The sequence below is a fragment of the Rubrivirga sp. SAORIC476 genome, from assembly GCF_002283555.1.
In the GTDB taxonomy this organism is placed as follows: Bacteria; Bacteroidota; Rhodothermia; order Rhodothermales; family Rubricoccaceae; genus Rubrivirga.
The window spans coordinates 1,296,820-1,318,216 of the sequence record NZ_MVOI01000003.1 but is presented as its reverse complement, the minus strand read 5'-3'; the positions used below and the strand labels follow the sequence as shown (position 1 = coordinate 1,318,216).

At 72.0% G+C, this 21,397-nt stretch carries 17 protein-coding genes; 7 read left to right on the top strand and 10 right to left on the bottom strand.

All coding sequences use genetic code 11. From position 1 onward, the window contains the following. Positions 1-58 precede the first annotated feature (58 nt). The 3 genes from B1759_RS07335 (at position 59) to B1759_RS07325 (ending at position 4,423) form a co-directional block, all read left to right on the top strand. Positions 59-1,018 carry a calcium/sodium antiporter gene (locus B1759_RS07335; RefSeq protein WP_095514362.1) on the top strand — a complete coding sequence of 320 codons (960 nt, stop codon included), beginning with the start codon at positions 59-61 and terminating at the stop codon, positions 1,016-1,018. A 260-nt stretch (positions 1,019-1,278) separates the two neighbouring features. Further along, positions 1,279-2,265, top strand: coding sequence for a L,D-transpeptidase (locus B1759_RS07330; RefSeq protein WP_095514361.1), 987 nt, complete (start codon positions 1,279-1,281; stop codon positions 2,263-2,265). A gap of 157 nt (positions 2,266-2,422) precedes the next feature. Continuing rightward, positions 2,423-4,423 (top strand): monovalent cation:proton antiporter family protein, encoded by a 2,001-nt coding sequence (locus B1759_RS07325; protein ID WP_095514360.1) that lies wholly within the window; start codon positions 2,423-2,425, stop codon positions 4,421-4,423. Positions 4,424-4,469: 46 nt separating this feature from the next. On the opposite strand, the gene B1759_RS07320 is transcribed toward B1759_RS07325, so the two are convergent. After that, entirely contained in the window at positions 4,470-5,417 is a 948-nt protein-coding gene (locus B1759_RS07320; RefSeq protein WP_143537298.1) for a WD40 repeat domain-containing protein, read from the bottom strand. Between the two features lie 205 nt (positions 5,418-5,622). Here B1759_RS07320 and B1759_RS07315 point away from each other — a divergent pair, with 205 nt between their 5' ends. Beyond that, the gene (locus B1759_RS07315; RefSeq protein ID WP_095514358.1) at positions 5,623-7,632 is read left to right on the top strand and encodes a tetratricopeptide repeat protein; all 2,010 of its coding nucleotides are present in this window, start codon (positions 5,623-5,625) and stop codon (positions 7,630-7,632) included. A gap of 108 nt (positions 7,633-7,740) precedes the next feature. Continuing rightward, positions 7,741-8,679, top strand: coding sequence for a calcium/sodium antiporter (locus B1759_RS07310; RefSeq protein WP_095514357.1), 939 nt, complete (start codon positions 7,741-7,743; stop codon positions 8,677-8,679). A gap of 27 nt (positions 8,680-8,706) precedes the next feature. On the opposite strand, the gene B1759_RS07305 is transcribed toward B1759_RS07310, so the two are convergent. Next, the gene (locus B1759_RS07305; protein WP_095514356.1) at positions 8,707-10,002 is read right to left on the bottom strand and encodes a phosphatidylserine/phosphatidylglycerophosphate/cardiolipin synthase family protein; all 1,296 of its coding nucleotides are present in this window, start codon (positions 10,000-10,002) and stop codon (positions 8,707-8,709) included. Positions 10,003-10,184: 182 nt separating this feature from the next. On the opposite strand from B1759_RS07305, the gene ispG reads away from it, so the two are divergent. Then, positions 10,185-11,318: a flavodoxin-dependent (E)-4-hydroxy-3-methylbut-2-enyl-diphosphate synthase gene (gene ispG / locus B1759_RS07300; RefSeq protein WP_095514355.1), complete on the top strand. Its 1,134-nt coding sequence runs from the start codon at positions 10,185-10,187 to the stop codon at positions 11,316-11,318. Positions 11,319-11,450: 132 nt separating this feature from the next. Here ispG and B1759_RS07295 read toward each other — a convergent pair whose 3' ends face one another. Further along, a complete protein-coding gene (locus B1759_RS07295; protein WP_095514354.1) occupies positions 11,451-11,846 on the bottom strand; it encodes a hypothetical protein in 396 nt (131 codons plus the stop codon). A gap of 52 nt (positions 11,847-11,898) precedes the next feature. After that, positions 11,899-13,275 (bottom strand): hypothetical protein, encoded by a 1,377-nt coding sequence (locus B1759_RS07290; protein WP_143537297.1) that lies wholly within the window; start codon positions 13,273-13,275, stop codon positions 11,899-11,901. A 216-nt stretch (positions 13,276-13,491) separates the two neighbouring features. Between B1759_RS07290 and B1759_RS07285 the strand changes: the two genes are divergently transcribed. After that, positions 13,492-13,986 carry a hypothetical protein gene (locus B1759_RS07285; RefSeq protein ID WP_095514352.1) on the top strand — a complete coding sequence of 165 codons (495 nt, stop codon included), beginning with the start codon at positions 13,492-13,494 and terminating at the stop codon, positions 13,984-13,986. On the opposite strand, the gene B1759_RS20185 is transcribed toward B1759_RS07285, so the two are convergent. From B1759_RS20185 to B1759_RS19955, 6 genes are all read right to left on the bottom strand, one after another. Continuing rightward, positions 13,983-15,086 carry a helix-turn-helix transcriptional regulator gene (locus B1759_RS20185; RefSeq protein WP_095514351.1) on the bottom strand — a complete coding sequence of 368 codons (1,104 nt, stop codon included), beginning with the start codon at positions 15,084-15,086 and terminating at the stop codon, positions 13,983-13,985. The genes B1759_RS07285 and B1759_RS20185 overlap by 4 nt on opposite strands. A gap of 248 nt (positions 15,087-15,334) precedes the next feature. Further along, positions 15,335-16,948 (bottom strand): PAS domain S-box protein, encoded by a 1,614-nt coding sequence (locus tag B1759_RS07275; protein ID WP_095514350.1) that lies wholly within the window; start codon positions 16,946-16,948, stop codon positions 15,335-15,337. Positions 16,949-17,077: 129 nt separating this feature from the next. Further along, positions 17,078-17,797 (bottom strand): DUF2461 domain-containing protein, encoded by a 720-nt coding sequence (locus B1759_RS07270; RefSeq protein WP_198948781.1) that lies wholly within the window; start codon positions 17,795-17,797, stop codon positions 17,078-17,080. A 76-nt stretch (positions 17,798-17,873) separates the two neighbouring features. Next, positions 17,874-19,469, bottom strand: a complete 1,596-nt coding sequence (lysS, locus tag B1759_RS07265) for a lysine--tRNA ligase (protein ID WP_095514349.1) — start codon at positions 19,467-19,469, stop codon at positions 17,874-17,876. Between the two features lie 138 nt (positions 19,470-19,607). Continuing rightward, positions 19,608-20,741, bottom strand: coding sequence for a saccharopine dehydrogenase family protein (locus tag B1759_RS07260; protein ID WP_095514348.1), 1,134 nt, complete (start codon positions 20,739-20,741; stop codon positions 19,608-19,610). A gap of 89 nt (positions 20,742-20,830) precedes the next feature. After that, positions 20,831-21,394, bottom strand: a complete 564-nt coding sequence (locus B1759_RS19955; RefSeq protein WP_233134390.1) for a hypothetical protein — start codon at positions 21,392-21,394, stop codon at positions 20,831-20,833. Positions 21,395-21,397: the final 3 nt, after the last annotated feature.

Below are 21,397 nucleotides of genomic sequence, written 5' to 3'. Positions count from 1 at the left end.
CTCGGGAACGCGGGGCGCCTCGATCGGGTGAGGACGGCCCACGATTCCCGCGACCCGCATGACCCTGACTCAAAGCCTGCTCTCCATGGGAGGCGGCGTGCTGCTGCTGCTGGCGGGCGCCGAGGGGCTTGTGCGCGGGGCATCGGCGCTGGCGCTGCGGATAGGCATCACACCGCTGGTGGTCGGACTGACGGTGGTCGCCATCGGCACGTCGAGCCCGGAGCTGGTGGTGAGCATCCAGGCCGCGCTGGCGGGCGAGGGCGGTGTGGCGCTGGGCAACGTGGTCGGCTCGAACATCGCCAACCTCGGCCTGATCGTCGGCGTGGCGGCCGTGCTGACGCCGATGACGGTGGACCGGAAGCTCGTCCGCCACGACGTGCCGATCATGCTGGTCTCGATGGCGGCCCTCGTGGTGTTTCTCCTCGATGGCACGCTGGAGCGTTGGGAGGGCGGGGTGCTCCTGGCAGCAGCGGTCCTCTACACCGTCGACGGCATCCGGACGTCGCGGCGGGAGGTGCGCGAGGCGAACGCGAAGCTGCCGCCCGAGGTGACCGAGGCGCTCGTGGAGGTGGAGGCGGGGTTCAAGCGCCACATCTTGCTGGTCGTCGGCGGGGTGGCCCTGCTCGTGTTCGGGGCGGACCGGCTGCTGGCGGGCGCCGTGGTCGCGGCGACCCAACTGGGCGTCAGCGAGGCGGTGATCGGGCTGACCCTGGTCGCGCTCGGGACGAGCCTCCCGGAGTTGGCGACGACCATCGTGGCGGCGCGGCGGGGGGAGGCCGAGATCGCGCTCGGCAACGCCATCGGGTCCAACATCTTCAACGTGTTCAGCGTGCTCGGCCCGGCGGCACTCGCCGCGCCCATCGCATCGGTCGGCATCGGGGCGGACGTGCTGTCCATCATGGTCGGCTTCGGGCTGGTGACGCTGCTGTTCCTCTACACCGGCGGCAAGACGCGGCGCTGGGAGGGCGCGGTGTTGCTGCTCGGGTACCTGGGCTACATCTGGTGGCTGGTGCAGTGAGAGGCTCGTTTCGCTCACGGAAGCGGGAGCAGCGCAACGGAAGCACGTCACGGGACATCCGGCCGCCTCGGGTCCGAGGCGGGGGCAGGCGCGACGGGCTGCGCTCTGCGGGGGCTTCCAGGGCACGTCTTCCTGACGGCTGACCGCTGAGGATTGCCTGAGGATGAGCACCTGGGCGCGGATTCGAGGCGGATCCCCAGACCCGACTCGAACTAGCCGGGGCTCTGGTGCGTTCTTGGTGTCTCTCCCGCCTCTTCCCCATGCCTCTCCGATTCCTCCTCCTCGCCGCGGTCGCCCTGGTGGGGCTCGCGGCTGTCCCGACGTCGCAGGCTCAGAGCGAGCGCTCGCTGTACAACCAGGACCGGCTCGCCGAGCTGCTCTACGCCAACCGCGTCGACGACATCGCCGAGGTGCCGGTGGTCTCGTATCGGTACCACACGCTCGCCCACGAGAGCGGCAATTCGATTCTCGCCCGTCACATGCTCTACGAGGAGGTCGGAGACGGGGACGCGCGCGAGGGCCGCGACCGACTCAACGGCATGGTGGCGTTCCTCAACGGCGTGTTCATTTCAGACCTCCGCACCGGGGACACGATCGTGCTGCCGAGCCAGACCGACGTCGACCCCCGCGCCTTCAGCCCGTTCCCACGCGACTACCCCGGTGCGCGCGACTTCGACAAGCTGTTCGTGATCGACAAGTCGGTGCAGGCGTGGGCCGGATACGAGAACGGTCGCCTGGCGCGCTGGGGGCTCGTCTCGACGGGCGCCGAGGGCTCGGAGACGCCCAACGGGCGCTTCAACTTCAACTGGAAGGAGCTGCACCGCGTGAGCACGCTCTCGCCGCCCGGTCAGAGCTGGGACATGCGGTGGGTGTTCAACTTCCACGATGCTCGCGGCATCCACGTCCACCAGTACTACGCGCTCCCGACGACGGGCGCGGCGAGCCACGGCTGCGTCCGCCTGATGACGGCCGACGCGCAGTGGATCTACAACTGGGCCGACGGCTGGCGGACGACCAACGGCGGGGCCGAGCGGGCGATGGCCTCGCGCGGCCGCATTCTCGAGCAGGGCACGACCGTGCTGGTGCTCGGCGAGGCCCCCGACGGTGCCCCCCAGCGCTTCCGCGACGTGGACGGGACGCCGGAACTGATCCGGGTGGACCTGCCCGACGATCCCTACAGCGTCCGCCCGGGCACCGACCAGCAGGTGCGGTTCGACCGGCTCCGCCGCCAGCAGGCGTCGTCGTAACCTGCCCCGTCGAGCGGCATCCGCCCCGCCTCGGTGACCAGCCGGGGCGGGGCGGCCCATTTCTGCGCGCCCGGGTTCGGCATCGGCGTGCCGCGATACGCTGCGGCGACAGCTCTCTGGCTCTCTCGCCGACCGCCTACGCCCCCTTTCCTGACCGATGACTGACCTCCCCCTCGCCGTCGGATCGTTGCCCTTCGTGGGCGAACTGGCTGCGCTGTTCGCGGCGGGCGTGCTGGTGGCGTACCTGTGCTACCGGGTCCGGCTGGTGCCCATCGCGGGCTTCCTGCTGGCGGGCGTCGCCATCGGGCCGAACGCGCTGGGACTGGTGACCGACATCGAACTGGTCGCCGAACTGGCCGAGGTGGGCGTGATCCTGCTGCTGTTCTCCATCGGCGTCGAGTTCTCGCTCGGCCAGATGGCGCGGCTGGCCCGGCCCATCTTCCTGGGCGGCGGCGTCCAGGTGGCGCTGACGGTGGCGGCCGTCGCGGGCGGGCTGATCGTGCTCGGCGTGGGCGTCGGCGCGGCCGTGTTCACGGGCTTCCTCGTGGCGCTGTCCTCGACGGCCATCGTGCTCAAGGTGCTGGCCGAGCGGGCCGAGACGGACACGCCCGTCGGCGGCGTGGCACTGGCGATGCTGCTGTTCCAGGACCTGTCCATCGTGCTGATGGTGCTGCTGGTGCCGGTGCTCGCGGGCGACGGCGGGTCGCCGGTCGAGGTGGCGGTCGCGCTGGGCAAGGCCGCGCTGGTGATCGCCGCCGTGCTCGTCGGCGCGCGGCGCGTGGTACCGATGCTGCTGGAGCGGATCGCGCAGACGCGCCGCACGGAGCTGTTTCTGCTGGCCGTCGCCGCCATCTGCCTGGGCACGGCGTGGGCCGTGTCGCTGGCGGGCGTGAGCCTGGCGCTGGGCGCCTTTCTGGCGGGCCTGCTGGTGTCCGAGAGCGACTACGCGGAGCACGCGCTGAGCGAGATCCTGCCGCTCCAGACCCTGTTCACGGCCGCCTTCTTCCTGTCGGTCGGCATGCTTCTGGACCCCGCCTTCCTGCTCGACAACTTGGTCTGGGTGGCGGCGGCGGCCTTCGGCGTGTTAGTCCTGAAGGGCGGGCTGGCGGCGTTCGGCGCGCGCGTGCTCGGCTACCCGCTGGGCGTCGCGCTGGCGTCGGGGCTAGCGCTCGGGCAGATCGGCGAGTTCTCGTTCGTGCTCGCCATCGCAGGCGCCGAGTCCGGGCTGACGCCCGCCGGCCTGGGCGAGGTGGGCAGCCAGGGGCTCATCGCGGTCACGGTCGTGCTGATGCTGGCGACGCCGGGCCTGATCGCGCTCGCGCCCCGCATCGCGGCCCTGGGCCGGCAGGTCGAAAACGACGCCGAGCCGGCTGGCGGCCACGGCCACGGGGTGGACCTGGAGGACCACACCATCGTCGTCGGCTACGGACCGGCGGGGCGTCGGCTGGCGCGCGTGCTGGGCGAGAGCGGCATCCCGTACGCCGTCAGCGACCTCAACCCGGACAGCCTGCGCTCGGCCGATGCCGACGGCGCGGAGACGGTCTACGGCGACGCCTCGCGCGAGCCGATCCTGCTGAGCCTCGGCGCCGCGCGCGCCAAGCTGCTGGTCGTCGCCATCAACGACCGCGACGCGACGCGGCGCATCGTGGCGGTCGCCCGGCACCTCAACCCGACGCTCCAGATCTTCGCCCGGACCCGCTTCATCGCGGACGTGGAGACGCTCACGAAGGCGGGCGCGGACGTGGTGGTGCCCGAGGAACTGGAGACGACCGTCCGCCTGTTCGCGCACGTGCTCGGGGCGTACCTCATCCCGAAGGACGAGATCGAGCGGCAGGCGTCGCTGGTGCGGCAGGACGACTACGGCGTGCTGCGCGGCTCCATCCAGGAGGCGCACCTGATGGTGCTCCAGGGGCTCGACGAGGAGGGCCTCCACACGCGTGCGGTGGCGGTCCGCGAGGGTGCTCCGGCGGCGGGCAAGACGCTCGCTGAGCTGGGCCTCCGCCAGCGCCACGGGCTGACGGTGATGGCGGTGCGCCGGGGCCGGGAGACGGTGGGGAGCCCGGCGGGCGAGTTCCGCGTCGAGCCGGGCGACCGGTTGGTGATGGTGGCCGAGGCGAGCCAGTTCGCGGCGTCGGCGGACCTGTTCCGGGCGCCCTGACCGCGCCCGCCTCGGCAGGACGGTGGGAGGCCCGAGGCGGGGCGGGTCAGGGCAGGCGCCAGACGGCGACGACCTCGCCGCTGGTGTAGCCATCGTGGCCGGCGTTCTGCGCGCGGCGGACCTGCTCGTCGCTGTTGAGGAGCGTGTTGGTCTGGCTCGCGGTCGGGCGGCTCGGGGCGTGGTATGTCCCGCGCAACCGCACGACGACATGCTGGCTGTCGTCGGTGAAGGCGAGGTGCCCGACCGAACGGGGGTGCGTCCACGAGGCGAGCTTGGCGTCGCTGGTGGCGTCCCAGACGGTCACGGTTCCGTCCTTGGATCCGGCCGCCACGAGGCGCCCGTCGGCGGACACGGCGAGGGCGCGGATGTCCTCGCCGAGCGTCGCGTGCCACAGGTGCCCGTCGCTGTTTGGGTCCCACAGGTCGACGTTCTGCTGGCGGTCGCCGGTGACGACGCGTCGGGCGTCGGCGGAGAAGGCAAACTCGGCCACGGCGTTGACGATCTCGATGCCCCAGCTCGTGTCGACGCCGTCCGGCACGCGGCCGTCGAGCAATGTCTCGTGGTCGGCGGAGCGGACGAGAAACCGGCCGTCGCCGAGGCCGAGGGCGTAGCGGCTCTCGTCGGGCGCGACCTCGACGGTCACGACCTGCCCGACGCTATCGGCACGGATCGTCCTGCGGCGGATCCGGTCCACGAGGTCCGTCGCGTTCGGGTCCCCGTCAGCGACCGACCAGACCACGCCCCAGGGTTGTCCGGACAGGCGCGTTCCGTCGGCCAGCGAGTCCTGGCCCGCGTCCGCGTCGATCTCTTGGAGCATGAAGTCGACGGGGGCGCCGTCCGCGGTGGAGACCGGTCGGGTTCCGGACAGGACCTCGTCGGCGTAGATGCAGGTCTGGAGTCCGTCGGCTTGCTTCGGGTTGAGGCGGTCGCACCAGGGCGTCTGGGGGCAGCCGAGTAGGGCGAGGAGGGGGAGGACGAGCAGGAGGCGGCGCATGGTCGGGAGGAAGGGCACGGTGCCTCCGCCGGAATGCCGAGCAGGAGGTCAAGGCTGGAGGCATACGGCGGCGGCGTGATCGTCCGTTCGGCGAGCCTGGCGAACAGGCTGCCGTCGGCGTCGGGTCACGGGGCGGGGATCGGCCTCGGTGTGCGGGAGGGGCTCCGGCCATCGGCGTATTCTTGCGCGCCCCGACCTGCCCCCGATGCCGACGCCCCCCGAGTCCTCTGACGCTCCCTCCGAGGTCGCCCTCTCGCCCGGTCGGCGGCGGGCGTTCACGGCGGTGCTGGTGCTGCTGCCGGTGCTGTTCTTCGTGCTGCTGGAGGCCGGCCTGCGGCTCGGCGGCTATGGCGAGGACTACCCGCTGTTCGTGCCCGTAGACGGGGCCGACAGCCTGCTCGTGCCCAACCGGGAGGTGGCGAAGCGCTACTTCGCGACCTCGGCGACGGTCCCGACCCCCAATCCGGACATCTTCCGGTCCGAGAAAGCCGAGGGCACGTTCCGCATCCTCGCGCAGGGCGGCTCGTCGGCGGCGGGCTACCCGTTCTACCGGGGCGCGTCGTTCCCGCAGGTGCTCGCCACGCGGCTTCGGCTGGCATACCCCGGCCGTGAGATCGAGGTCGTCAACACGGCGATGGCGGCGGTCAACTCGTACACGCTGCTCGACCTCGCGGACGAGGTGATCGCGCAGGACCCGGACGTGGTGGTCATCTACGCCGGGCACAACGAGTTCTACGGCGTCCTCGGCGCGGCGTCGACGGAGTCGCTCGGGCGCTGGCCCGCGCTCGTGCGGACCTACCTCCGCCTGCGGCGCTTCCGGACGGTGCAGCTGGTGCGCGGCGTGGTCGGCTCGCTGGCGGCGCTGGGGAGCGAGCGAACGCCGGTCGGCCGTCCGCCGTCGAACACGCTGATGGCGCGCATGATCGGTGAGCAGAACGTGCCGTTCGGGGGCGAGATCTATGAGGCCGGGCGACGCCAGTTCGAGGAGAACCTCGACCTCCTGCTCGCGCGCTACGCCGAGGCGGGCGTCCCGGTCTACATCTCGACGCTCGCCTCCAACGAGCACGACCAGCGGCCCTTCATCTCGGCGCTGGGGGAGGGCACCGACTCGACGGCCTTCGTGGCCGCGGCGCAGGCGGGCATCGACGCGTATGAGGGCGGCCGCCCGGCGGACGCGCTCCCGCTGCTGGAGCAGGCGACGACGCTCGACACGCTCGCGGCGGACCCCCACTACGTGCTCGGCTTCGTCTACGAGACCCTCGACCGGCCGGACGAGGCGCGGGCGGCCTTCCAGCGGGCCCGCGACCTCGACGCGCTCCGCTTCCGGGCACCGGAGGCGTTCAGCGACTTCATCCGGGCGGCGGCGGCGCGTCACGGCGCACACCTCGTCGATGGGGAGGCGGCGTTCCGGGCGGCGTCCCCGGGCGGCATCGTCGGGCGGCGGCTGATGCTGGAGCACCTCCACCCGAACCTGACCGGCTACAGCGTCCTCGCCGATGCCTTCTTCGACGCCTTCGTGGCCGACGGTCTGCTGGGCGGGACCCCGGAGCCGACGCCGCCGGGTCGCCTGGTCCGCCTCGTGACGCCGATGGACTCGCTCGCCGGGCGCATCCGGGTGGCGCAGCTGACGGCGGGCTGGCCGTTCCGCCCCGAGGAGGCGCAGCCGGTACGCCTCGACACGTCGCGGACGCCGCGCTACGTCGCGGAGCTGGCGCAGGCCGTCATCGCGGGCTCCTCGTGGCTGCCCGCCGCCGACTCGCTGGCGGGCCTTTACGAGCGCGACGGGCGGGTGCGGGATGCTCTCGTCACGCGCCGCGCCATCCTCCAGGGGTACCCGTTCCTGCCCGGCTCGTGGTCGCGGCTGGCCTCGCTGGAGCTGACGCGCGCCCAGCAGTCCGGGCAGTCCGACCGGCTGCCGTACGTCGCGGGGCTGTTCCAGGAGGCGCTGGCGCGCGACCCGGACCACGTCCCGGCGCTGGCCGTCCTCGGCGCAATGGCCCTGCAGGCGGGCGACCGCGCCGCCGCGATGCGCTTTCTCGAGCGCGCCCATGCCGTCGCCCCGGACACGCCGCAGGTGCTTTACAACCTGAGCGGGGCTTACCTCCAGGAAGGCCGCCGCGGAGAGGCGGCGGCCCTGGCCGAGCGGCTCGTTCAGATGCAGCCGGACAACCCCCAGTACCGGGCGTTGCTGGGCGGCACCGGGGCCACGCGGTAGGTCGCCCTCGGCGCCCGAGGCGGGCCAGGTGAACTTTGCCTCGCCCGAGTGTCGGGTGGAGCCGCCGCCCGTGGGCAGCGTTGACGCGGCCCTCCTCTCACCCCTGGCATGGTCGCTGACGTCGTCTCGCTCGTGGGCGGGCTCCTCCTGCTCGTAGGAGCGGCAACCCTCCTGGTTCGAGGCGCCGCCGCCCTCGCGCTACGACTGGGCCTGACGCCTCTCGTCGTGGGGCTGACGGTGGTGGCGTTCGGGACGAGCGCGCCCGAACTCGTGGTGAGCGTCCGCGCCGCGCTGGACGGGGCCGGGGGCATCGCGATCGGCAACGTGGTCGGGTCGAACATCGCGAACGTGGGGCTGGTGCTGGGGGTCGCGGTCCTCATCCGCCCGATCCTGGCCGACCCCTCGCTCTTCCATCGGGACCTGCCAGCGTTGCTCGGGGTGACCGTGCTCGCCTCTGCGTTCTTGCTGGACGGCGCCGTCGGGCGGGTCGAGGGGGCGCTGCTGATCGGTGGGCTTGTGGTGTACCTCATCTGGAGCGTGCGGGCCGCACACGCCGAGCAGGCCGTCGTGGACCTCCCGGTGCAGGCTCCGGAGGGCCCGGCATGGCGCGACGCGGCCCTCGTGGTGGCGGGCCTCGCCGGCCTCGTGCTCGGGGCGGACTGGTTCGTCGGCGGCGCCGTCGGGCTCGCGGAGGCGGCCGGCGTCTCGGCGGCTGTGATCGGGCTGACCGTCGTGGCCATCGGGACGAGCCTCCCGGAACTGGCGACGACCGTGGTGGCGGCGCTCCGTGGCGAGAGCGAGATCGCGGTCGGGAATGTGGTCGGCTCGAACCTGTTCAACCTGCTCGGCATCCTGGGTGGGGCCGCGCTCGTGCGCCCGCTCGTGTCGCCAGGGCTGGAGCGGATCGACGTGGTCGTGCTGGTGGCGTCCGCGCTCGCGCTCGGCGGCATGCTGTGGACGGGGCGGCGGCTCGTCCGTGCCGAGGCGGTGCTCCTGCTCGGAGGGTACGCGGCGTACATGGGGGCTCTCGCCCTGAACCACGGCTGAGGGCAGGCCGCGCGGTCCCGGTCGCCGCTACAGTTGCGACTTGAGCGGCAGAAGGACAGTCTCGGCGAAGCGTTCGGTCCAGGGGCGGGAGGCCCACATCTCGTACGTGTAGGGCTCGCCCTCCGCCCAGTCTTGCTCAAAGACTCCGGCCATGGCCTCGGCGAAGTCGGCGTCGTAGAGGTTGAGGCTCGCCTCGTCGTTCAACTCGAACGAGCGCACGTCGAAGTTGGTGGACCCTACCGAGACCATCTGGCGGTCCACGATCAGCATCTTGGTGTGGAGCATGGTCGGCTGGTAGACCGAGATCTCGGCGCCCGCCGCCAGCAGGTCGCCCCAGATCTTCCGCGACGACACGCGGACCAGGTCCGAGTCGATGTGTGGGCCGGGCACGAGCACGCGGACCTCGACGCCGCGCTCGGCCGCCGCGACGAGCGCGCGCACCATCACCGCGTCCGGCACGAAGTACGCGGCTTCCAGGGCGATCGACCGGGAGGCGGACGAGATCGCGAGCAGGTACATCAGGCGCATGCTGTCGCTGCCGCCCTCGGGCGAGCTGGTGAACACGTGCGCGGCGACCGTGCCGACCGAGTCGAGCGGCGGGAAGTAGGCCGGGCCGTTGAGCACGTCGCCGGTCGTCTGGATCCAGTTGTCGAGGAACGCCGCCTGCATCTGGGCGACGACGGGCCCCTGGACCTGGAAGTGGATGTCGCGCCAGTGGTCCGGGTCCTGCGCGTCCCCGTCCCACACGTCCGCGATGCCGACGCCGCCGGTGAAGCCTACCTCGCCGTCGATCACGAGCAGCTTGCGGTGGGTGCGGCTGTTCATCCGGCCCAGGCGGTACCACTCCAGCGGCCGGTACTGCTCCACCTCAACGCCCGCGTCCTCCATCTGGTCGAGGGTCGCGTCGTCCACTTTGAGCGCGCCCGCCCAGTCGACCAGCACGTGCACGTCGACGCCTTCGCGGGCTTTCGCGGCGAGCGCCTCGGCGAACTGCGTGCCGACCTCGCCCTCCCAGTAGATGTAGGTCTCGAACGTGATCGTCTGCCGGGCGCTGTCGATGGCCGCCAGCATGGCGGGGAAGATCTCGTCGCCGTTGTGGAGCGCCGTGACCGTGTTGCCGCCGACGATGGCGGGGCCGAGGAGGACCCCCATCTCGCGCCGGAACTGGCCGTCGTCGAGGTCGAACGTGGTCCCCACCTTCTCGTCGATGCGCTGCTCGCCGGTGGTGACGTTGAGGGTCACGAGCCCGACGAGGACGGTCGCGAGGACGGCGAGGGCGAGGGACCGGACCGGGTGGGCCCGGATCGACTGCGTGAGGCTCATTGGCGCCGAACGCCGGCCCGGCGCGGTTCGGTTCCGAGGCGGCGTCCACCTCGGCGGGGCGTCGCAGAGGCGGGACGGCAGGACGTCCCGGACCGTCCGCTGCGGATTCGTAGAATCGTAGCGGGCACGCCCCGAACGTCTCACACTGTGCCGGGTACGACGCCCGCATCCCCCCGCTTCCGATGGATACCTCCACCGCCGAGTCGACTCAGGCCGGGCAGGCGCCGCAGCGCCCCCGCCGCCACTCCCGCCAGGTCACCCTGCGCCACACCGTCGACGGCGTCGAGCACGAGACCAAGATCGGCGGCGGCGCCCCGATCACGGTCCAGTCCATGACCACCGGCAAGACGCACGACGTGGAGGGTTGCCTCGCGGAGGTCCGCGAACTCGCCGAGGCGGGCGCGGACGTGGTGCGCGTGGCCGTGCCGCGCCCCGAGGACGCCGACGCGCTGGCGGCCATCGTCGCCGGGAGCCCGGTCCCGATCGTGGCCGACATCCACTTCAATCATCAGTACGCGCTCACGGCGCTCAAGGCGGGCGTCGCGAAGGTGCGCATCAACCCCGGCAACATCGGCAAGCCGGAGTGGGAGCGCGAGGTGCTGCGCGCGGCCAAGGACCTGGGCGTGCCCATCCGGATCGGCGTCAACGGGGGCTCGCTGGAGAAGGACCTGCTGGACAAGTACGGCTTCCCGCGCCCCGAGGCGCTCGTCGAGAGCGCGCTGCGCCACGCCGAGGTCTGCGCCCGGGAGGGCTTCGAGGACGTGATCATCTCGGTGAAGCACTCGGACGTGTACTTCATGATCCAGAGCTACCGCCTCTTGGCCGAGCAGACCGACTACCCGCTCCACCTCGGCGTGACGGAGTCCGGGTCGATGAAGACCGGCCCCATCAAGTCGAGCATCGGCATCGGGAGCCTGCTGGCCGACGGCATCGGGGACACGATCCGCGTCAGCCTCGCGGCCGACTCGGTCAACGAGGTCCGCATCGGACACCAGATCCTGAAGTCGCTCCGCCTCGGGCGGCCCGGCGTCAACGTGATCGCGTGCCCGACGTGCGGGCGCCTCGCGGGCGACCTGTTCTCGGTGGTCGACGAGGTCGAGGAGGCCGTCGCGGCGAAGGGCTTCGAGCGCGACCTGAACGTGGCTCTGATGGGCTGCGCGGTCAACGGCCCGGGCGAGGCCGCCGGGGCGGACCTCGGCGTGTCACTCGGCCGCGGCCGGGCGCACCTCTTCAAGCACGGCGAGATCGTCGGCACGGTCGACCAGGGCGAGATCGCGGATGCCGTGATCGACCTCATCGAGCGCTGGGACGACTGATCCGGGCCGGGCGTCGGGAGGACGGCGCGGTCTCTGGGGGCGCCGAGCGAGGTTCGACGTGAAGCCAGCGGGTCAGAGAGGCCCGCGTTCTGCGGGAGCGAGCCCTCGGCGCGGGTTTCCTTCCGGCTGGACTCAGCGCTGTGGCCGCAGCCCGAGGTCGGCCGACGGCATCACGACGATGGCCGTGGCGTGGGCCTGGAGCGGGCACGACTCCCTCACGGGCCCGTCCACGTACACCTCGACCCGGTCGCCTTCGATCAACGTGCCGACCCCCTCCGCGCCGACGCCGACCGTTCGCGTCTCCCCTGGGGCGGTACGTCGCGCGACGTGCGTCTGGTCGTCGGCGACCGCCTGGAGGCCGCAGGTCCCATCGCCAGGCTCTACGAGGAATCCGCTGCCTGTCGCGCTGTGGCGGATCGAGACGATGGTGCCGCGCACCAAGGGGCTGCCCGCGGGGGGCAGCGGGGTAGATGCCGTGCAGGCCGACATCAGCAGGCCGACGAGGAGGCACGCAGTGGGGTGTCGCATGACGGTAGAGAGAGGGCCGCCGTCGACCGTTCGGCGACGGCCCGAGGTGGGGTCACTCAGCGACGGTGAGTCGGAGCGAGGCCGTCCGGGTGCGGGTCTGGAGGCGGACGACGTAGACGCCCGGCGTCAGCCCGGTGGTGGAGAACAGGACCCGCTGCGTGCCCGCGCCCGTCGGTGCCTCCATGAGGGTCGCGACGTGACGGCCGAGCACGTCGAAGGCGTCCAACCGGGTCTCGGCCGCGGCGGGCAGAGTGAAGCGGAGGGCAACGAGGTCTCCGCGACGCGCCGGGGTCGCCGACTCGACCGCCAGTGCCAGCGCGTCGGCCGCAGGGAGCGGCGTCTCAGCGGCCGTCGACCCCAACACTTGGACCTCGATGGCGCTCGCCGTGCAGGTGACCCGGACCGGGTAGGCTGCGGGCAACCCGTCCGGGCCGAAGACATCGATGTCGTCGGCGGTGTAGCAGCCGGTCACGCGGCCCGAGCCGCCGTGCGTGAGGACGGTGGCCGACTGCCCGAGGAGCGACAGCGAGGCGAGCCGGAGGACGAGCCGACCGTCGACCGACACGTCCCCGTCGGAAGTCTGGAGCAGATCGCTCGACGGGACGCTGGGGGCGAGATCGACATCGAGCACGTGCTGCGGCCCCATGGTGTATGGACCGCGGACGGAGAAGAGCCCAATGACGTTCGGCCCGCCCGGCTCTACACGCCCGCCCATCGTCGCGATGGCGCCGCTCGCGAGGTCGAGCAGCGAGCCGCCCGACAGGCTCGCCGCCGGTGCGTGAGTGAAGTGGGCCGGTGCGTTCACGTCGAACCCGCCACCGGCCAGCACGAGCGCGCCCTCATTGACGAAGTCGACGTTCGTGTTCGTCCCAGCCGATGTGATCTGCCAGCGCCCCTGGTTCTGGACGAGGGGGGCGGTCGTGGTCGCGCCGATGCGGGCGATGGAGTGCGTACCTGCGGCATTGTCGAGAAACAGAGCCCGGTTGCGGAGCAGACCCCCGTCGGCCATCTGCAACGTCCCGTCGGACCACACCGCGCCGCCTGCCAGGATGACTTCGCGCCCGATGGTCTTGGCGACCGCCGTGCGGAACGTCGCCGCCCCGGACACGAGCGTCGCGCCCGTGCCGGACATACCGCCCGACTCCCAGAGAAGCGGGCCGGTGATACGGAGGCTGTCGGGGCCGGTGAGGACGCCGCCGGTGAAGGTGAGGGCGTGGATCGTGATGCGCGAGCCCGTATCCATCGTGACGGTCCCGGAGGCAATCACGACATCGTCCGACGCGCCCGGGACGGCGCTGCAACTCCAGGCTGTGGGTGTACCCCAACTGGTGGTGCCACCGAGCCAGGTGCACGTGGCCGCGAGGACGGGGACGGAAGGGGCGGCGAGGAGGAGGGCGCCGACGAGTGTGCGGGCGTAGCGAGGTCGCATGGTTGCGGAGGGGAGGAGGAGCCGACAGGTTCCCCTGTCGCCGATGCCCCGTGAATGGGACGAAGTGCCCATTTCTCCGAAGGCCACGTCGGACTCGGAGGTCCCGTCGCCCGGGCCCGTGAGGAATGGGCCACTCTGCCCATGTGACGAGCCCCTCCGCCGGCGGAGGTTGGATGCCGTCCGCGCTTCTGCGGTCCTCCATCAGCCTCCCCAACCATGACTCTCCGTTTCGCGCTGCTCACGGCGCTCTTCCTGACAGCCGTCCTCGGCTGCGACTCGTCCGGCGACGACCTCGGTGTCTTCGACGCCGCGCTCTCCGGCGCGGTCTCCACCACCCTGACCGGGCGGGCGGCCTTCGCCACCGACTCCGAGGAGGGCCACCTCGTCACTGCCATCGGCCTCATCGACCGACGAGACCCTCAGGACTTGATCGTGCTCGTCCTGCCCGAGCGTGCGCGCGTGGGCGACTTCGCCATTCGCGACGAGCAAGCCGGTGGCATCGTGGTCCTCACGTCGGGAGAGGAGGGAGACGTGTACGTCGCGCACGCGGGCACGGTCACCATCACCCGGGCGACGGGAGACCGCGTTGCGGGGCGATTCAGAGCAGAGGGCATCCACCTCCTCGATCCCAAGAAGCGCGTGACTGTCTCCGGGACGTTCGACGCAGAGCCCGGCGACGTGGACCCCGGTGACGTCGACTCCGACGCCTAGCCGACCGTGCACAGGAGCCGCGCTGCTACCGCAGCGCGGCTCGACAGCTCCAACTTCGCGAGCACGTTCTCGACGTGATGGCGGGCCGTGTGCGGACTGACGAAGAGCCGGTCCGCGAGGTCGGCGTTCGAGAGGCCGTCGGCGAGGAGAAGGGCGACTTCGGCCTCCCGGCGGGTCAGGCCATGCCGCTCGCGGACGGACTCGGGAGAGGGCAGCGCGGGCGCGGCAGGGGCCATGACTGTGACCAGGAGGGCGGGCTCGGCGCCGAACAGGCCGGGGGGCAGGACTGTCGGGCGGAGCGTGTAGGTCCCTCGTGCCGTCCGCACGGTCGCTTCTGCGGGGAAAAGGCCAGCGGGTCCCGGGGCCTGTCGAGTGCCGTCGGTGCCGAGCTGTGCGAGACGTCGCCCGATGGCCGCCGCCTCGGGGTCGTCGGCGAGGGTGTGGATGAGCGCGGGGTTGCGGTACAGCTCCCGTCCGTCGGGTCCGAACGCGGCCAGCGGCTCGGTGACGGCGTCGAGGGCAGCCCGGTGAGCGCCGAGCCGGGCGAGGGTGTCCAGACCCGCTCGGAACGACGGGGTCAGGGCGCCGAGAAGCGCGGCCGTCCGCTCGCCGAACGGGAACGCGTCGCGCGTCCGCTGGAGCACCCAGATCATCGACTCGCCGCGCGGCGACCGGCCCATCATGCCAACGAAGTCGTGGTAGCCCTGCCGACGGAGCTGGTCGATCAGGTAGCCCTGGCTGATCGACACGCCATGCGCCTCGACCATCCGGCGGTTGAGGTCCCAACTGAACGTGGCGAGGTTCTGCTCGCGGCGGAGCCGGTTCCACAGGTCGGTCACTGGGTCCGTGAAGCGAACCCCTTCTGTGAGGACGAGGTCGACCATCGAGAGCAGGCCGTCGACCACATCGTCGGCGTCCTCGCTCACGAAGGGGACCGTGCCCGTGTCCACCTGAAGGACGACGGCAGCTCCGCCGACGAGGTCGCGGACGGCCGCACCCGCGCGGAGAAGCCAGGCCGCAGGATCGGGGGCGTCGAGGGGGCTCGTGAGGAGCCGGCTGGCGGATTCCAGACGCACGAGGTCGTCCGACGAGAGCGTCATGACGAGGGCGGCAGGCGAAAGCCACGGGCGCCTCCGCGCGGGAAGGGGCTGTCTTCAGCGGGCGCAGCGACGGCACGCCGGGCCGACGGGGGCGGCGGCGCCCGGCAGAGGTGCTCGCTCTTCCTGCGCCCATCCGGATGAGCGGCGCACGCTACGATGTCCCATTCTCAGTTCCAACGTCTCATTCGGCCGGGCGAACGATTTCACATCCCCGAGTGCTGCATGCGCCTGATGGATGCAGGGTGGGCTCAGGGGGAGGCCGGGAGGCGTATGGTGAACGAGGCGCCACCGCTTCGAGGAATCGTGTGGTCGAGGCGGCCGCCGTGGCCCTGCTCCACCACATCGCGCGCGAGCGACAGCCCGAGGCCGACGTGTCCCTGTCCGGTCGGCTTCGTGGTGACGAACGGCTCGAACAGGTGCGCACGGATCGTCTCCGGCACGCCGATCCCGTTGTCTGAGACGGTGATCTCGACGTGCGCTCCGCAGCGACGAGTGCGAACGCAGAGCCGAGGCCTGTAGGCAGCGTCGGTCGCTTGCCGCTCGGCGGTCGCGTCGAGGGCGTTGGAGACCAGGCTGGCGAGGACCCGCCCGAGGTCGCGGGGGGCGCCCTCGATGGTCCCGGCAGCGGGGTCGAGGTGGAGCGTCGTCGCGGCGCCCTGGCGTCCGTGCTTGGTGCGCCAGGCCTGCGCTGCGACAGCGACGTGCTCTTCCACGAGCGCGTTCACGCCGATCCGCTGGTGATCGTCGGCGTGTGGGCGGGCGTGGTCCATCATGCTCCGCACGATGGCGTCGGCCCGGCGGCCGTGGGCGGCGATCTTCCGCGCGTTGGCGGCGAGGTCGGCGAGGAGGTCGGCGATCTCGCCGTCGGCCTGGGAGGCGGGCCGCGCCTGGAGCAGGGCGCCGAGGTCTTCGGCGAGTTCGACCGAGAGGTCGGCGAAGTTGGTGACGAAGTTGAGCGGGTTTTTGAGTTCGTGGGCGATGCCCGCCGCCATCCGCCCGAGCCCGGCCAGCCGCTCCTGCTGGAGGAGGCGGTCCTGCGCCCGGCGGAGGGCCTCGTCCGCCTCGACGCGCTCCGTGATGTCGCGGGCGTTGACCACGAAGCCCTCGTCAGGGCTGTCCGGCGAGAGCGTTCGGCAGTTGGCCTCGAAGTGGCGCCATCGGCCGTCCTTGTGGCGGACCCGGTAGCAGATGCTGAGCGACGTGCCCGGCGCGGAAGCGAGCACGGCGAGCGACGCCGCGGCCGTGCTCGTGTCGTCCGGGTGGAGGAACGACAGGGCCCACTCCCCAGCGATCTCGGCCGGCGTGTAGCCGAGGAGACGAGCCACAGACGGTCCCGTGTAGACGATCCGAGCGTCGGCGTCGACGATCTGGATCATGTCCGAGGCGTTCTCGGTGAGCCGCCGGAAGTGCTCCTCGCTGGCGCGGAGAGCAGCCTCTGCCTCAACGCGCTCTGTCACGTCGCGGGCATTGACGACGAGGCCTTCGCTTACGTCGGAGAGCGAGAGCGTACGCCCGCGGGCCTCCAGGGTGCGCCATCGACCATCCTTGTGGCGGACCCGGTACGTGGTCGCCCGCGTGACGCCAGGGCGGGCCAGGAGCGCCATGATCTCCTGCTGTACGTGGTCGTGATCGTCGGGATGGATGAACCCCATCGTGGAGGCGCCCAGAATCTCCTCGGGCGTATAGCCCAGGAGCCGCTCCACAGAGGGGCTCGTGTAGACGATGCCCGCCGTGGGGCTGACCACCTGGATCAGATCCGAGGCGTTCTCGATGAGCCGCCGGAAGTGCGCGTCCGGTGGCGGCCCGGCCGGACGCGTGGGGATAGGGCGGGCACGGCGGCGAGGTGCGGAGTCGGAGTGCATCGCGGAGAAGGGCACCGCGCTGCGAGCGGCGCATGGAGGGCATGCCGCTCCGACGCTACGCCGCTCCGCAGTCGGAGCGCATGGGCCGTCTTGCCCATTTTCAGTTCTCCGGTCGACCGACGCCGTCGACTACTTGGCCGCGGCGTCGGCGATGGACCAGCCGTATTCCAAGAGCGGGCGGACCGTCTCGGCGGTCTCCAACACGAGGTCGGCGAACGCCGGCGAGGCCACGTCTTCGTCCGCGATCCTCTCGTGGAGGGCGGCGAAGCCGCCGCGCCACTGGAAGTAGTCGACGGCCGGGTTCTCGCGCTGGTCCTCGAAGCCGCGCGGCATGCGCGTGAGCGGACTGCCCGCGGTCTCCATCTTCAGGCCTGCGCCCTCGACGCCCTCGACGATGCGGAGGAACGTGTCCGGGTCCTCCGAGAGCCGCGTCCGCCAGTGGCGGAGGAAGTCGCGGTCGGCCCGCCAGAAGCCCCCACCGACGCGGTTGGCGCCGGGCTCGACGTGGATGTAGAGCGCGCCCGGCGAGCCCTTGACGCCGTTGCGGTGGAGCGCCGCGGCCACGTGCGTCTTGTAGGGGGCCTTGTTCTTCGAGAAGCGCGTGTCGCGGTAGATGCGGAAGACGGCGCGCTTGGGGTCACCGGAGAGCGGGATGCCGCGGTCGGGGAGGCGCCGGCTGAGGTCGGCGACGAGCATCCGCATCGGGTCGCGGAGTTCGTCGTGGTAGGTCTCCTTCCGGGCCTGGAACCACTCGCGGTCGTTGTTGCGCTTGAGGCTCTTGAGGAAGCTGAAGCCCTCCTCGGTGAGGCCGGGGAACGGGGCGAGGTCGGCGGGCGGGGTGGCGATCACGAGGCGGGCGGGGCTGGGAATTCGAGTCGGTTCAGCGCGTTCTACGCACGTCACGCGTCGAGTGTCCGCGCGTCGCTCATCCCGCCTCGGGCGCGTCGTCGGCGGACGCAGACGTCTCCGGGCGGAGCAGCGGGAACAGCAGCACGTCGCGGATGGACGGCTGGTCGGTCATCGCCATCACCAGCCGGTCGATGCCGACGCCGAGGCCGGCCGCGGGCGGCATGCCGTACTCCAGCGCCCGGAGGTAGTCCTCGTCGACCGTGTTGACGGCCTCGTCGTCGCCTGCGGTCGCGAGCGAGACCTGGTCGTCGAAGCGGGCGCGCTGGTCGAGTGGGTCGTTGAGCTCCGAGAACGCGTTGCACAGCTCCTTGCCGCCCGCGATCAGCTCGAAGCGCTCCACGAGCCCCGGCTTCGACCGGTGGCGCTTGGCGAGCGGCGACAGCTCGACCGGGTAGTCGGTGATGAACGTCGGTTGGAGCAGCGTCGGCTCGACGGCCTCGCCGAAGATCTCGTCGATGAGCTTGCCCGCGCCCATGCTCGGGTCCACGTCGATCCCGACCTCCTTCGCCACCGCAGCGATGGTGTCGCGGTCGGCGACCGTGCCCGCCTCGGCGTCGTAGAGCTGGTGGCCCGTCGCCTCCGCGATGGCGTCGAAGATGGGGACGCGGCGGAAGGGGGCCGAGAAGTCGAGCGTGTGCGTCGTCCCGTCCACCGTGCGCGGCACGTCCGTGGAGCCCACCGCGGCGACGGCGACGGCCTCCAGCATCCGCTCTACGAGCGCCATCATCCAGTCGTAGTCCTTGAACGCGACGTAGAGCTCCAGCATGGTGAACTCCGGGTTGTGGAACCGCGAGAGGCCCTCGTTCCGGAAGTCCTTGGCGATCTCGTAGACGCCCTCGAAGCCACCCACGAGCAGGCGCTTGAGGTACAGCTCGTCCGCGATGCGGAGGAAGAGCGGCATGTCGAGCGCGTTGTGGTGCGTCGTGAACGGGCGCGCGGCGGCGCCGCCGTACAACGGCTGGAGCGCGGGCGTCTCGACCTCGACGTAGCCCGCGTCGTCCAGGAAGTGCTGGATGGTGCGGACGATCCGGTGGCGCGTCTTGAACACCTCGCGCACCTCGGGGTGGAGCGCCAGGTCGGCGTAGCGCTGGCGGTAGCGGAATTCGGGGTCCGAAACCTCGTTGAAGGTCCGGGTCTCGCCGGTCTCCTCGTCGGTGACGGTCTTCTCGACGGGCAGCGGCTTGAGCGACTTGCTCAGCAGCACCAGCCGGTCGGCCTCGATGGAGACCTCGCCCATGCGCGTCCGGAAGACGGTGCCCTCGATGCCGAGCCAGTCGCCGGGGTCGAGCAGTCGCTTGAAGACCTCGTTGTAGAAGCCCTCGGGCAGGTTGTCGCGCTTGGCGTAGATCTGGATCTGGCCCGACTCGTCGGCGAGGTGGAAGAAGGCGGCCTTGCCCATGACCCGCTTGGTGAGCATCCGCCCGGCGACGGTCACGCGCAGCGGGGTGGTGCCCTCGGCCTCGGGGTCGTGCCGGGCGTCGTCGTACTGGTCGAGGACGGCGGCCGCGCCGTGGGTCGTGGCCCACTCGACGGCGGGGTACGGGTCGACGCCCGCGTCGCGGAGGGCGGCGAGGTGGTCGCGGCGGATCTGTTCCTGCTCGGTGAGGGCCATCGGGGCGTGCGCGGTCGGGGAGAGCCGAGTCTACGCGTGCCGGGCCCATGGCGTCCCCGAGGCGGGCATTCTGCGCCGAGGCTTGGCGGGGCTCGCGCTCCTGCAGGCCCGCCTCGACGCCGAGGCGGGGGCGGGTCTCTACCGGTACACGCGGCCGACGAACGCGCCGTTCAGGAACGCCTCCGGGTCGAGGTCCATCTGGAGCACGACGCCGCGGTGACGGCCCGAGAGCAGCGCCTTCGCGGATTCCGCCAGCCCGGCCGCGGTCGTCGCCTGGATGGCGCGCATCCGTCCGTTCGGGGTGGCGACGGGGCGGACGACGATGCCGCGGTCGAGCCGGCGCCGGTGGCCCTGGGCATCGGTGCCCTCGACGGCGGCGTACATCACCACGATGTCGTCCTCGACGAGCGGGATCTCGGCCTCCATGCGCGCCTGGAGCGCGTCCGGGTCGCGGCCGGTCTCGTCCAGGATGCCGTCTACCCAGGCGTAGTGGCCGGGGTAGCGGAGCGTCTTGTAGTCGAGCCGCGTCAGCGTGCCGGCGAAGTGCTCCGGCATGTCGGCTGCGCCACCCGAGGTGAGGTCGTCCTCGTAGACGACGCCGTCGATCACGATCCGCCCGCGCTCGGACAGCGACGGCACCTCGCGGACCTCGCCGTCGCGCAGCACGATGGCGGGCTTGACGTACTCGGTGGCGACGCCGATCGGGCTCCATGTGAACCCGTAGTGGTGCGGGCCGGTGGCGTGGCGCGTCAGCGCGCCTACCTTCATGGCGACGGCGTCGACGGACCCGCCGAACTCTGCCTCGAAGCGGTGCATCAGCCGGTGGCCGAGCACGTTGATGACGCCGGGTGCGAGGCCGGTCTGGAGCAGGAAGCCGGTCTCCGCGCCCTCGGCCATCGCCGTGATGGCGTTCGTCTCGGCGACGTACTCGGTCAGGTTGGCGTAGTGGCAGCCGTGGTCGAGCGCGAGCCGGGCGACGGTCGGCGCCAGCCCGCCGGGCAGGCAGTCCAGGACCACGGTCGCCTCGGCGAAGGCGTCGGCGAGGTCGGGCGCGGGCTCGGCAGCGACGGGCGCGTGGATCGTGCCGAGTCGGTTCGGGTGGCCGACGAACGCACGGGCGCGGTCGAGCCGGTCCGCGTCGGCGTCGGCCAGGATCACGCGTCCGACGGGCACGTCGGCCCAGTCGAGGAGCATGTAGGCCACGGCCTCGCCGATGCCTCCGGCGCCGACGATGAGGATGGAGGGAGCGCCGCTGGGGCGAGAGGCGGGCATGGCGGGCGCGGTCGAGTCAGAGGGAGCAGAGGCTCAACCTACAGACGCGACCGTTCCTGCCCGTGCGCTCCGACCCGCCCGGCGCCGCGCTAGTCCACCAGCCGGGCGATGTCGGCCAGGAGGGCGTCGCGGCCGACCCGGAGCGCCTCGGTGACGCGGTCGCCCAGGAGGCGGGCCGAGGAGTCCGGCCGCTGTGCCGAAGCGAGCAGGGTGATGTGCTCGGCGGTCTGGCCGAGGGCCTCGACGGCGGCCCCGGTGGCGGCGAGCCACGTCGGGCCGGGGGCGGTGCTGCCGGCGGTCATCTCGGCGGCGCGCTCGCGGAGGCGTGGCAGCCAGCCCGGCGACGGCCGCAGCACGGCGCGGACGCGGTCGGCCGGGCGGCGGCGGCCCAGGCATCGAGCCTCTGCGGAGACGCCCGAGGCGAGGGCCTCCAGCGCGGCCTCCAGGTCGGCGGCGACCGTGGCGACGGTCTCGCGCTGGCGAAGGCTCAGCGCGGCGGTCTCGGCCTCCCGAACCGGCGCCAGCGTCGCGCGGACGGCGGCGGCGGCGGCGGCCAGCAACGCCTGGAACGAGGACGCCGAGTCGCGGCAGACGCTCCGCGCGGCCAGGGCCGCGACGGACTCGGCCGTGAGGCCGGGAGCGATGCCTTCCATCGG

Coding starts and splice junctions, on each gene's coding strand:
- B1759_RS07335 (WP_095514362.1), top strand. CDS start 59: ATGACCCTGACTCAAAGCCTGCTCTCCATGGGAGGCGGCGTGCTGCTG.
- B1759_RS07330 (WP_095514361.1), top strand. CDS start 1,279: ATGCCTCTCCGATTCCTCCTCCTCGCCGCGGTCGCCCTGGTGGGGCTC.
- B1759_RS07325 (WP_095514360.1), top strand. CDS start 2,423: ATGACTGACCTCCCCCTCGCCGTCGGATCGTTGCCCTTCGTGGGCGAA.
- B1759_RS07320 (WP_143537298.1), bottom strand. CDS start 5,417: ATGCGCCGCCTCCTGCTCGTCCTCCCCCTCCTCGCCCTACTCGGCTGC.
- B1759_RS07315 (WP_095514358.1), top strand. CDS start 5,623: ATGCCGACGCCCCCCGAGTCCTCTGACGCTCCCTCCGAGGTCGCCCTC.
- B1759_RS07310 (WP_095514357.1), top strand. CDS start 7,741: ATGGTCGCTGACGTCGTCTCGCTCGTGGGCGGGCTCCTCCTGCTCGTA.
- B1759_RS07305 (WP_095514356.1), bottom strand. CDS start 10,002: ATGAGCCTCACGCAGTCGATCCGGGCCCACCCGGTCCGGTCCCTCGCC.
- ispG (WP_095514355.1), top strand. CDS start 10,185: ATGGATACCTCCACCGCCGAGTCGACTCAGGCCGGGCAGGCGCCGCAG.
- B1759_RS07295 (WP_095514354.1), bottom strand. CDS start 11,846: ATGCGACACCCCACTGCGTGCCTCCTCGTCGGCCTGCTGATGTCGGCC.
- B1759_RS07290 (WP_143537297.1), bottom strand. CDS start 13,275: ATGCGACCTCGCTACGCCCGCACACTCGTCGGCGCCCTCCTCCTCGCC.
- B1759_RS07285 (WP_095514352.1), top strand. CDS start 13,492: ATGACTCTCCGTTTCGCGCTGCTCACGGCGCTCTTCCTGACAGCCGTC.
- B1759_RS20185 (WP_095514351.1), bottom strand. CDS start 15,086: ATGACGCTCTCGTCGGACGACCTCGTGCGTCTGGAATCCGCCAGCCGG.
- B1759_RS07275 (WP_095514350.1), bottom strand. CDS start 16,948: ATGCACTCCGACTCCGCACCTCGCCGCCGTGCCCGCCCTATCCCCACG.
- lysS (WP_095514349.1), bottom strand. CDS start 19,469: ATGGCCCTCACCGAGCAGGAACAGATCCGCCGCGACCACCTCGCCGCC.
- B1759_RS07260 (WP_095514348.1), bottom strand. CDS start 20,741: ATGCCCGCCTCTCGCCCCAGCGGCGCTCCCTCCATCCTCATCGTCGGC.
- B1759_RS19955 (WP_233134390.1), bottom strand. CDS start 21,394: ATGGAAGGCATCGCTCCCGGCCTCACGGCCGAGTCCGTCGCGGCCCTG.